The sequence below is a fragment of the Streptomyces sp. GbtcB7 genome (genome assembly GCF_019091445.1).
In the GTDB taxonomy this organism is placed as follows: Bacteria; Actinomycetota; Actinomycetes; order Streptomycetales; family Streptomycetaceae; genus Streptomyces; species Streptomyces mirabilis.
On record NZ_JAGXJM010000050.1, the window covers coordinates 60,989 to 71,560 of the forward strand.

At 68.3% G+C, this 10,572-nt stretch carries 12 protein-coding genes and 2 pseudogenes; 8 read left to right on the forward strand and 6 right to left on the reverse strand.

The features are described from left to right. Nucleotides 1-17 precede the first annotated feature (17 nt). Complete coding sequence (locus tag KVT44_RS48395) at nt 18-857, forward strand: SDR family oxidoreductase (protein ID WP_217574745.1); 840 nt, start codon at nt 18-20, stop codon at nt 855-857. A 129-nt stretch (nt 858-986) separates the two neighbouring features. On the opposite strand, the gene KVT44_RS48400 is transcribed toward KVT44_RS48395, so the two are convergent. After that, nucleotides 987-1,325 carry a DUF6233 domain-containing protein gene (locus KVT44_RS48400; RefSeq protein ID WP_217574747.1) on the reverse strand — a complete coding sequence of 113 codons (339 nt, stop codon included), beginning with the start codon at nt 1,323-1,325 and terminating at the stop codon, nt 987-989. Nucleotides 1,326-1,818: 493 nt separating this feature from the next. Between KVT44_RS48400 and KVT44_RS48405 the strand changes: the two genes are divergently transcribed. After that, complete coding sequence (locus tag KVT44_RS48405) at nt 1,819-2,517, forward strand: hypothetical protein (RefSeq protein WP_217574748.1); 699 nt, start codon at nt 1,819-1,821, stop codon at nt 2,515-2,517. A 173-nt stretch (nt 2,518-2,690) separates the two neighbouring features. On the opposite strand, the gene KVT44_RS48410 is transcribed toward KVT44_RS48405, so the two are convergent. After that, on the reverse strand, nt 2,691-3,464 hold the full coding sequence (locus KVT44_RS48410) for an LLM class flavin-dependent oxidoreductase (protein ID WP_308314328.1): 774 nt from the start codon (nt 3,462-3,464) through the stop codon (nt 2,691-2,693). Nucleotides 3,465-3,745: 281 nt separating this feature from the next. Then, nucleotides 3,746-4,333, reverse strand: coding sequence for a TetR/AcrR family transcriptional regulator (locus KVT44_RS48415; protein ID WP_217574750.1), 588 nt, complete (start codon nt 4,331-4,333; stop codon nt 3,746-3,748). A gap of 127 nt (nt 4,334-4,460) precedes the next feature. Between KVT44_RS48415 and KVT44_RS48420 the strand changes: the two genes are divergently transcribed. Then, the gene (locus tag KVT44_RS48420) at nt 4,461-5,252 is read left to right on the forward strand and encodes an SDR family NAD(P)-dependent oxidoreductase (RefSeq protein WP_217574751.1); all 792 of its coding nucleotides are present in this window, start codon (nt 4,461-4,463) and stop codon (nt 5,250-5,252) included. A gap of 319 nt (nt 5,253-5,571) precedes the next feature. Continuing rightward, entirely contained in the window at nt 5,572-6,324 is a 753-nt protein-coding gene (locus KVT44_RS48425) for a glucose 1-dehydrogenase (protein WP_217574752.1), read from the forward strand. A 234-nt stretch (nt 6,325-6,558) separates the two neighbouring features. On the opposite strand, the gene KVT44_RS48430 is transcribed toward KVT44_RS48425, so the two are convergent. Beyond that, nucleotides 6,559-7,014, reverse strand: coding sequence for a hypothetical protein (locus tag KVT44_RS48430; protein WP_217574753.1), 456 nt, complete (start codon nt 7,012-7,014; stop codon nt 6,559-6,561). A 345-nt stretch (nt 7,015-7,359) separates the two neighbouring features. On the opposite strand from KVT44_RS48430, the gene KVT44_RS60840 reads away from it, so the two are divergent. Both KVT44_RS60840 and KVT44_RS48440 read left to right on the forward strand, forming a co-directional pair. Next, nucleotides 7,360-7,791 (forward strand): hypothetical protein, encoded by a 432-nt coding sequence (locus KVT44_RS60840; RefSeq protein ID WP_308314329.1) that lies wholly within the window; start codon nt 7,360-7,362, stop codon nt 7,789-7,791. A 99-nt stretch (nt 7,792-7,890) separates the two neighbouring features. Beyond that, nucleotides 7,891-8,115, forward strand: coding sequence for a hypothetical protein (locus KVT44_RS48440; RefSeq protein WP_217574754.1), 225 nt, complete (start codon nt 7,891-7,893; stop codon nt 8,113-8,115). Nucleotides 8,116-8,433: 318 nt separating this feature from the next. Here the strand turns inward: KVT44_RS48440 and KVT44_RS48445 are convergent, their stop codons facing one another. After that, nucleotides 8,434-9,018: an HD domain-containing protein gene (locus tag KVT44_RS48445; protein ID WP_217574755.1), complete on the reverse strand. Its 585-nt coding sequence runs from the start codon at nt 9,016-9,018 to the stop codon at nt 8,434-8,436. A 70-nt stretch (nt 9,019-9,088) separates the two neighbouring features. Here KVT44_RS48445 and KVT44_RS48450 point away from each other — a divergent pair, with 70 nt between their 5' ends. Next, nucleotides 9,089-10,069, forward strand: a complete 981-nt coding sequence (locus KVT44_RS48450) for a GlxA family transcriptional regulator (RefSeq protein ID WP_254650896.1) — start codon at nt 9,089-9,091, stop codon at nt 10,067-10,069. A gap of 47 nt (nt 10,070-10,116) precedes the next feature. On the opposite strand, the pseudogene KVT44_RS59175 reads toward KVT44_RS48450, so the two are convergent. Continuing rightward, nucleotides 10,117-10,439: pseudogene (locus KVT44_RS59175) on the reverse strand (NAD(P)/FAD-dependent oxidoreductase); the annotation flags it as partial. On the opposite strand from KVT44_RS59175, the pseudogene KVT44_RS48455 reads away from it, so the two are divergent. After that, nucleotides 10,433-10,572: pseudogene (locus KVT44_RS48455) on the forward strand (aldo/keto reductase); the annotation flags it as partial. The pseudogenes KVT44_RS59175 and KVT44_RS48455 sit on opposite strands and share 7 nt — an antisense overlap.

Genomic DNA, 10,572 nt, shown 5'->3' on the forward strand with positions numbered 1-10,572 from the left:
CGGACTAGGAGCTGAACATGATCGTGGTGACCGGGGCTACCGGGAATGTGGGTCGGCCTTTGACGCAGACCTTGGCCGAGGCGGGCGAGCAGGTGACAGCGGTGTCGCGGCACGCGGCGGCGGTGCCGGACGGGGTCCGGCACGTGCCGGCTGACTTGGCCGAGCCGCAGGGTCTCACTCCCGCGTTGGACGGGGCGAAGGCGCTGTTCCTCCTGCTGTCCGGCGACCTGCACGCCCCCGAAGCCAGGCCGACCGACATCATCGACCTGGCCGCGGCCAGCGGGGTCCGCCGGGTCGTCCTGCTGTCTTCGCAGGGCGTGGCGACCAGGCCGCTCGGCCCGTCGCGGATCGCGATGCGCGCGGTGGAGGACGCGTTGAGAGAGTCCGGCCTGGACTGGGCCGTCCTGCGACCGGGCGGCTTCGCCTCCAACGCCTTGGCCTGGGCGGAGTCCGTCCGCACGCAAGGGATGGTTGCCGCACCCTTCGGCGACGTCGGGGTTCCGATCGTCGACCCGGCGGACATCGCCGAGGTCGCGGCGGCCTGTCTGCTGGACGACCGGCACATCGGCGGAGTCTTCGAGCTGACCGGGCCCGAGGTGATCACGCCGCGTCAGCAGACGGAAGCCGTCGCCGCCGCGCTCGGCTCGCCGGTGCGGTTCCACGAACTCACCCGCGAGGAGGCCAAGGCCGCAATGACCCAGTTCGTGCCGGCGGAGCTCGCCGACGACACCCTGGACATCATCGCCGCCCCGAACCCCGCCGAACTACGGATCAGTTCGGACGTGGAACGAGTCCTCGACCGCGCCCCGAGCCCCTTCAACGACTGGGTCGCCCGTAGCATCGCCGCTTTTCGCTGAGGCGCAACTCAGCTGAAGCGCCCGGGCAGCTTCGTGCGACTACGGCCGCACGGGGCGCGACCCCGTAGCGCCACCTCCCGTCACCAGCCAGAACGACGTTCACCGTCCACCCGATGCGACCGCGCGCGGTCAGTCGAGGACGCGGAGCTGGGCGTTGGGCTTGCAGTGGGTGCAGGCGCGCACGCCCGAGGTGAGGAGCCGGCGTGCTTCGTCGCGCGGGACGGGGCGTCGTCGTTTGCCCGCGGCGTAGCAGTTGCCCGTGTGGACTTCGATGGGTGGGCGTCCGTTGCCGATGCCGAGTTCGACGATCCAGCCCGGCTCCTGTGGCCGGTTCTTCTGGCCCTGTTCCTGTTCGGCTTCCCGCTCCTGAAGGGCGGCGATCTTGGTGTCGATGCGCTGCAGCCACATGGCGTGCCACACCCGCAGGGTGAGCAGTCGTGCCAGGTCAGGAGGCAGGTCATCGAACATGTTTCCGATTCTAGAACTGCAGGCGACCGAGCTCGCCCTCTCGCGTGTTCGAATTCTAGTTCGATAATGTGGGGTGGAGGAGGTGGGTGCTGTGGAGGCAGGGACGGGGGCACGGCTGGTGGCGAGTGTGATGCATGTGCGCTGCCCGGACCGGCTGGCGGAGGACGTCTATCGGCAGGTCCTCGAGCAGCTGGCGGAGCTGTCCCCGGTCGTTCAGGCGCTGCCCCCCGTCGGCGGCTCTGGTGGAGCTGAAGGGCGCGCTGCGCTACCACGGCGTGGATGGGCGGCGGATGGGGGAGGTGCTGCGGGTGCGGACCATCTCCCGGCTGGGTGTCGACGTGCGGGTCGGGATCGGCCCGTCCAGAAGCCGACAGGTTCGCGGATTCCTGAAGGCTCAAGACGGTGAACTGGCTGGCCACCTGAGGCCGAGACGGCGATCGTCCAGCGGGTTGAGGCAGCAGGCGCTCGTACGGCCTGCGCTCGGGAGGGTGTAGTGAAGGAGGCGGTCTTCTTTCACGTGAGGCTTCGCCAGGGCGAAGGGCTCGGGGAGCTCATGGAGGTGATCGAGCGGTTTACCCCGCTCGCCCAATCGTTGGCGCCGTCGGCGGCCGTTGCGCAGGCGGCGCGCTCGGTGACCGTGGTGGTGCGGATGGCCGACCGGACGGACCTGTCGAAGGCTCGTACGCTGGTTGCTCCTTCGGCGCATACGGACGATCTTCGCCACGCTGTGTACGACTTCCTGGACGGCTTCGGCCTGCAACGCGCCCGGCTTCGGCGCCTCACCCTGGTCGCGGAGGCCGTGGACGGAGGGTGGGCACACACCCAGCTGACGCTGGACGGCGCCCGCGAGGCACGGCTGTGGGTTGAGGCGGTCATCGACCGGCTCAACGAGCGTTACGGGCAGGGACAGTGGGCCCTGCCGCAGCCCTCGCCGGATGAGCCGACTCCATCCATGGGTCCTGTCCACGGTGGCGCTCGTGCTGCTCAGTGTGACAGAGCACGGTTGCTTGCGAATGATCGCAAGGAGTGCGCTGGTCGCGGGCTTTGTGGAGCGCAATATTTTGCGAGGGCGGAGCACGATAGGTTGCGAGTTCGGCGCAGAGTAGGGCGTGTCGGCGCTGTGCCTGCTTCAGGAAGTCGAGCACTTTCGGCACGGGATCCGGCTACGGCGTCGCTGCCGGTGACGGCCTAGCCAAGTTGCTGACGACCGGAAAGCGTGAATGTGCAGCAAGAGTTGCTGTGGCGATCACCGCAGTTGGCATGCTTGGGCGAGCAGTTCGGCTTGGCGGAACCAGTCGCCGGCAGCAAACATCACCACTACTCGCTGGGCACCCTTGGCGGCCATGTCGGCCAGGTGCTCCGCGATCACTGCGGGATCACCCGCGAGGACGGCGGGACCGACCTGGTTGGCAGGGATGTCGGCAAGCGCGGGATCGCCTTGGATGGCCACCGGGCCATTGTCGTGATGGCGGGCGTGGGGCGCCCGTTCGCAGCGGCGAGCCTTTCCAGTTGTGCCCGCGCTGCGGGGAGCCGTTCGGGCGGCGCGAGTGTGTACCACCCATCGCCGACGGATGTGGCCCGCCGCAGCGCAGCGCTGGACATCCCGCCGATGATGACTGGTGGCATGGTGCCGGGCGGACTGAGCCGGATCTGCGTCTCGGACGAGGGCTCGCCGAGACAAACGGTCTTGCCGGTGATGAGGTCGGGCAGTAGGCGCAGCGCCTCGTCGGTCAGCCGCCCACGATCCCGTTGGGATACGCCTGCGGCGGCCCAGGAGTCGCGATGGCGCTCGTTTCCAGCCCCGGCGCCCAGCAGCATCCGGTCACCGGAGATGTGCTGAAGCGTAGCGACCTGCTTCGCCACCCAGACGACTTGCCTCAGCGGCAGAATGAGCACGCCCACGCCGAGCTTGACCCGCTCGGTCACGGCGGCAGCGGCTGCCAGAGAGGTCAGGCTGTCCAGCAACGGCAGGCCGTTCCCGACGATGAGCTGGTCGCCCACCCATACAGACTCGAACCCGAGCTCCTCGGCGTACCGGGCCGCTGCGACCAGTCTCCCGGGCGATTCGCCCGGGGAGGGAGAACTCGGAATCATTACCCCGATGTCAATACCAGTCATAGTCACCTTCATCCCCATCATGTGACGCTCTGGCCGGAAGAGGGCACTTCCATGTCAGTCCGTCACGCACATGTGTCTGTCGCCGTTCCGTGTGAGGTCCGGGACCTGCTCGGCTGGCTGTCCGACACGCGATCCCTTTCGGTTGTCGCGGTGTTCGGCGCGGTGAAATGCCGGTCTCCGGATGAAAGTCACTGGCAGGCGTCGCCGCCTGCCGCCGGCATGACGTCCACCGCGGCTCCCGACCCCAGGAGGAGCCGCCGGCTGTATGCAGGGCGGACCCGGCTCCGATGGACGAGAACCATTCAGGAGCGGGGGCCCAGAGCGTTCCGGATCACTTCCTCGGCGAACGCCACACCCGCGGGCGCGGCCCCCTCGCGGCCACGGACGGCGCCGCTGGCGCTCAGTCCGTCGATGATCAGCATCAGTCTGTCGGCCAGTCCGCGTGGGTCGGCGGCGCCCGCCTCCTTGGCCAGGTCGACCAGCCCGCCGTGCACCCGGTCGTAATAGGCGACGGAGAGGGCGTGGGCGGGGTGTTCCTCGGCGGGGAACTCGGCGTGGGTGTTGTGGGCCGGACAGCCGCGGTAGCCCGGGCTCATGGCCTGTTCGGCGGTCCAGCTGATGATTGCGACCAGCTGGCCGGCGGGGTCGTCGGGCCGCTGTTCGGCGACCAGTTCGCGGACTTGGTCGAAGGTGCGGGTGTACCGCTCCAGGTAGGCCACCACCAGGTCGTCCTTGGTGGGGAACTCGCGGTACAGCATGGCCTTGCCGCAGCCGAAGTCATCGATGATCTGCTGCATCCCGACCGCGTGGATGCCGTGCCCGTCGAACAGCCGGGACGCCACGTCGAGGATCTGTTCCCGGATTTCCGGGTCGCGTCTGCGAGGGGACATAGACGCACTATATCAGACCGTCCGGTCCATATTCGGCGGTTGACGTCGCGCGACCAGCAGAGTTAGCTTTCAGACCGATCGGTCCGTGGACCGATCGGTCTGATATCGGTTTCATGAAGGAGATCCAATGGATCTGCAGCTCACCGGCAAGACCGCCGTCGTAACCGGCGGAAGCAAGGGCATCGGTCTCGAAGTCGTCCGCCTGCTGCTCGCCGAGGGGGTGCGCGTAGTCACCGGATCGCGCACCGTCACTCCGGAGCTCAAGGAGACCGACGCCGTGTCCGTCATCGCCGACCTGTCCACACCGGACGGCCCCGCACAGCTGATCAACGCGGCCGTCGCGGAACTGGGCGGCATCGACATCCTGGTCAACAACGTGGGCGTCGGAGACTCCAAGGACCTGGCCGAGGACGCACTGCTGAACCTGGCCGAACTCCCGGAGGAGGAGTGGGAGCGCTCGTTCAACCTGCACTTCTACAGCGCGCTGCGAGCCATCAAGGCCGCGCTGCCGACCCTGACCGACCGCCGTGGTGTGGTCATCAACGTCTCTTCCATCGCGGCCCGGGACCTGTCCGCAGGACCGATCAACTACGCCGCGGCCAAGGGCGCGCTGAACGCGCTCACCAAGGCCGTCGCCGCCCAGTTCGGTGACCAGGGCATACGGGCCATCACCATCTCCCCTGGCCCGGTCAGCACGGGTGTGTGGACCGACCCAGACGGATTCATGGGCACGCTCGCCAAGGCCCAGGGCGTCACCATGGAAGCGCTACAGGCCCAGTCGCTGGCGACCCTGGGGGCCTCCACCGGGCGCGTGTCCACCCCGCAGGAGGTCGCGCGGCTGATCGTGTTCGCCGCATCCCCCAACAACATCACCGGCCACGACCTCGTGGTCGACGGCGGAGTCATCAAGGCTCTGTGACAGCCCGGAACGTGCTGGTAGGCCCCCTGGCCATGTCTGCCTTCACCTCTTCCGCCTCGGTCCCGACGCCTCACCTTGATTCGGACGCGTACGCGGACCCGTTGCGGAACATGCCGGATCGCGGCACCGAGACCTCTCAACCCCCGCCCGGCCACTCGCTGTAGCCGGGCCGATGACCGGCCCATTCCGGAAATGCCCGCGCTATCGGACAAGGTTCTCAAGAAAGCGATGGCACCGGGGGCAGAACGCAAGACACGCACCACCGCTTGGCCCAGGCGAAGCCCTCGGCCGAGCCGAATTCACAAACCAAGGATCTGAAATGAAATTGACCGGAAAGATCGCCGTCGTAACCGGCGCATCGGGCGGCATCGGCGCTGGCATCGCCAAGGCGCTCGGGGCTGAGGGTGCCACCGTCATCGTGAACTATGCCACGAACAAGAGCGGCGCCGATGTCGTCGTCGCGTCGATCGAGGCAGCAGGCGGGACGGCGACCGCCATGCAGGCGGACATGAGCAAGTCGGCCGACGTTATGCACCTGTTCGACACGGTAGGAGCCGAACACGGGAAGGTGGACGTGCTCGTGAACAACGCCGGAATCGCAGTATTCGAAATGATCGACGACCTCACCGAACAGGCTTTCCATCAGCAGTTCAATGTCAACGTGCTGGGCTATTTCCTGGCGACCCGGGAAGCAGTGAAGCATTTCGGGGAAACCGGCGGCAGCATCATCAACATCAGCTCGATCCTCAGCACCGACCCATATCTGGCCTCCAGCGTCTACGCGGCGACGAAGGGCGCCGTAGACACAATGACATTCGCGCTGGCCCGCGAACTCGGACCACGTGGGATCCGGGTGAACTCGATCTTGCCGGGCCACACGAACACGCCGGGCACCGATGGCAACTTCGCTGGCGAACTCGGTGAGACGCTGATCGCCGGTACACCGCTCGGCCGCTTCGGCGAACCCGAGGACATCGCGCCGGTCGCGGTCTTTCTGGCGTCGGAGGACTCGCACTGGGTAACGGGTGAGTCGATCCGGGCCGCAGGCGGCGTGCGCGGCGTCGGATACTGACCGCCAGGCCGCTCGCTCAACTGCGCATACGGCGTCCGCCCGGAAGACCGGACGCCGCCTCGGCCCAGTCCTCCAGATCACCGACGTCACGAGTCTGCGCGCAGACCTTACGCGGTGACAGGCGAACGCGGCCGATCACCGGAGTTTCCCGTAACTCATCGTGATCCGATCACTCCTCAGCACCGACTCGCAAGGAGGCTTGCTCCACTCGCAAACAGAGAAGCTCCGTCACGCTCAGGACGTGATCGGGTCGGGCCGGCTGCGGTGCGGGTGCGCGGCGTGGATGTACTTCATGGCGGTGCGGGGAGAGAGGCCGAAGAGGCGGATGAGGTGGAGGGGGTCGTCGGTGTGATGGGCCTCGTTGAGGATGCGGTCCACGCGCAGGCGGCCGGCCTGGTGGCCGTGGGCGCGCAGGGGCTTGTTGATCGCCTGGATCGACACCGGGGGCTGGGTGTCGTTGGTTGCGGTATGGGCGGTGACCAGCAGGTAGGGGTTGGTGGTGGCGGGCCAGCGTCGGTGGCGTTCGGCCAGCCACTGCCGTGCCAGGCGGTAGGTGAGTTCGTCCAGGTAGACGGTGTGGACGGGCTTGCCGGCGCGGCGCACGAGGAGGGTGGCCCGGCTGTGGTCGAGGTCGTCCAGCATCAGATGGCGCTGGTCGTGGGCGCTCAGGGCGTGCACGGCGGCGAGCACGAAGCTGAGCCGGTCGAACCCGTCGGTGCTCCAGTTTCACGGTCGCGGCCACCGCCTCCGGCCAGATCACCGAGCCGGGCGGCGTCCTCGCCGTCGGACCCGGCCAGGTGGCCGACTGGCTCGGGCCGCTGCCGGTCGAAGCCCTCCACGGCATCGGCCCCCGCCAGGCCCAGACCCAGGCCCTCTGTGCGACTACGGCGTGCACTGCGTCGGCCTGCTCGCTGCCGTTCCGCCGGCGACGGTGCAGCGTCTCCTGGGCGGCCGGGCCGGACGCCAGGCCGTCGACCGGGCCCGCGGCATCGACCCCCGCCCCGTGGCCCGCGGGCCCTGCCCGCTTCCGCGAGCGTGAGCCGCACCTTCCCCCGGCACACCCTGGACGGCGCCGCCGTCAGAGCGGCCCTGCTCGACATGGTCGTCACCCTCGCCCACCAGCTCCGTGGTCGGGGCCAGGCGGCCCGCGGCCTGACATTGGCCCTGCGCTTCGCCGGAGGCACCACGTGGGAGAAGACCCGCCGGCTCCCGGAGGCCTCCGCCCACGACGACCTGCGCACACTGGCCTACCGGCTGATCGACGCGGCAGGACTCCAGCGCGGCCGCCTCACCGGAATCACGCTGAAAGGCGAGGACCTGATCGCCGCAGGCCAGGTTGCCGAGCAGATCAGCTTCGACGGTGCGCGCGAGGCCCGGCTGGTCGCCGAAGAGGTCGGCGACCGCATCCGCGCCAAGTTCGGACCCGGCGCGATCCGCCCCGCCACCACACTCCTGCGCGTCTCCTGACCTGCCCGACCCCGCCGCGGAGGCGAGAGCCGTGCTGCTCCAACCGCCAGGACTTCCAGGCCTGTTGCCCCACACCTTGCCGGGCCCTACGCCACCGCGGTGGACCAGGCGCTGGTCGACCGCGGTGTCCCGCCGGGCACCGTCCGCCTCAACCTGGGCGCCCGCCCGGACGAGCGGATGCGCATCCGGCTGCGCTGGGATGTGAGCCGCTGCGTCGGCCCGGGCGGAATCCGTCTCCTCTGGGACGAGGAGACGGGCTGGGCGTACGCCTACGTCGGCCCCGGATACTCCATCCCCCGCGGCCTCACTCACCCAAACATGTGATACCCCCCCCATGCGCCCCGTGAGGGGCCAGCCGGGCGCCGGCGATGACGCCGAAGCTGCCGATCAATCGATGGTCTTCGCGTTGGCTTGCAGGCTGAAGCCCTCCTCCCGCAGCGCTTGGTGCGACAGCGGGTGCCGATCTGTTCGGCAGCCGTCTCCGCCGGCAGCGTGCAGGCGGCGAATGGCAGACACCTACCCACAGCCCTCACCACGCTCAATGACGTCGCCGCCGTCAGGCCGTCGATTCCGGTCACGGACGATGGAAGCGCCCGGCCCTCGGCCGACTTGTGTGTACCGCCGGCCTGCCTCTGGCTCTCGTCAGCCGCCGCCCGTTTGCCTGAGCAGTTCAGCCGCGATGGAGAAGGGCGGCGCCGCCTTCGGAGACTTTCGGGCGTGCTTGACGATGGCCACCTGGAGCGAGCGGTCATCAGGCGACCGCGGGTAGGCGAGCCGCACGGGCTCCTGCAGCTCGAGGGAAAGTTCGGTGAAGCGACCGCCGTCGGTGAAGACGCCCTTGTGGGTCAGGTAGGTCAGCAGGCCCATGCGGTCGGCGAGGCCGAGCGAGCTGTGCAGGGCGATGGCTTCCCAGACCCGGCCGATGTCGCCGTCAGGGACCCCGTGCTCAGCCAGCAGCTTTGCGGCGAGGTCCGCGCCTTCGACCTCGAATCGGGCATTGCCCTCGGCAAGCGTCCCCAGCCCGAGGTCGTGCATGACCGTGGCTGCGAACAGCAGGCCCTCGTCGTATGCCGCATCGGTCAGCAAGCCTTCCTGCTGAGCAGTCAGCCGTGCGAAGTAGAAACTGCGCAGGCTGTGTTCGGCAATCTGCCTGTCCACCGTCTCGTGCAGGATCGCGAGGGCTGCGTCGGCGATGTCGCCAGTCGGTACAACCAGAGGATCGTTCATGGCCCGAACCTAAGCTGCCGCCGCCGTCCACAAAAGTGGCCCGTGGGCCTTCCTCCGCTACCATTGGGCCATGATCTCCAGTGATATGGCCGTGCCTCTGCGCCATCACGTCGTCGTGCTGGGCCTGCCGGGCGTGCTGCCGCTTGAGCTGGGCATCGCGGCGCAGATCTTCTCGATGGACCCGAACTATGAGCTGACGGTTGCGACGTATGAGGAAGTCGTGCCCGTGGCCCGCTCAGGATTCTCCGTCACCGGTGCAGCCGGCCTTGATGCGCTCGAAAAAGCAGACACTGTCATCGTCCCGGGATACGACGACGTTGACGCCGATGTCCCGAGCGTGGCCCTGGCCGCTCTCCGCGCGGCGCACGGCCGCGGCGCACGGATCGTGTCCATCTGCTCCGGAGCGTTCGCCTTGGCGGAGGCAGGCCTTCTCGACGGAAGGCCCGCCACGACCCATTGGCAGGTGTCTGACCAGCTTCAAAGGCGCTATCCAAGCATCGAGGTCCAACCGAACCGCATGTTTGTCGACGACGGCGACATCCTCACGTCGGCCGGCGTGACCGCCGGAATCGACCTGTGTCTCCACCTCATCCGGATTGACCACGGTGCCGCCGCCTCGAACGCAAGGGCACGGTTCCTGGTGGCGCCGCCCCAACGACCCGGCGGCCAGGCGCAATACATTGACCAGCTCCGCAGTCGGCCGAGCAGCGAGGAGCTCGCCACCGTCCGGGGCTGGATGCTCGACAACATGGCAGCGCCGATTACCGTCGACGATCTCGCCGCACGTGCCCACATGGCTCGGCGCACCTTGGTCCGCCGCTTTCGCAACGAGACCGGGACCTCACCCATGGCATGGCTGACCGACGCACGCATCGACCGCGCGCGCGAACTACTGGAAGCCACCACGGAGCCCATCGAGCGGATCGGGCGACTGACCGGACTCGGGAACCCGGCGTCTGTGCGCGCAGCCTTCCACAGACGTGTCGGGATCTCGCCCCAGGAGTACCGCGCTCTGTTCCGGCAGAAGGTGCGAGTGGACGTGACCGCCTGAGCGCGAGAGGTCCCGCGCACCGGATGACCTGTGCCTGGGGGGCTTGGTTAGGCGGTTGTTGAGTGCGGGGCTGTGGACAGCCTGGACAGGTAGCGTTCGGCGTCTAGGGCAGCGGCACGACTGGACCCGGCTGCGGTAATGGCCTGCCGGTATCGCGAATCGACGAGGTCTCCACAGGCGAAGACTCCATCGAGGTTCGTGTGCGTCGTGGGGTGGACGACGCACACGTAACCAGCAGCATCGAGATCGACTTGGTTGCGGACGAGAGCGGACCGCGGTCGTGTCCGATCGCTATGAACAGGCCTCTGATCGGCAGCTGCCGAGTCTCAGCCGTTACGGTGTCACGAAGAGTGACCCCCTCGACTCGTCTCGCGGGTCTGTCTCGGCATGATGAGCTACGGCGATCCCGCCCGGCGTGCGTGGTTTCTGGACGAGGAGGCGGCCGAGCCCATCGTGCGGCGGGCAGCGGAGGCCGGGGTGACGTTCTTCGACACCGCGGACAT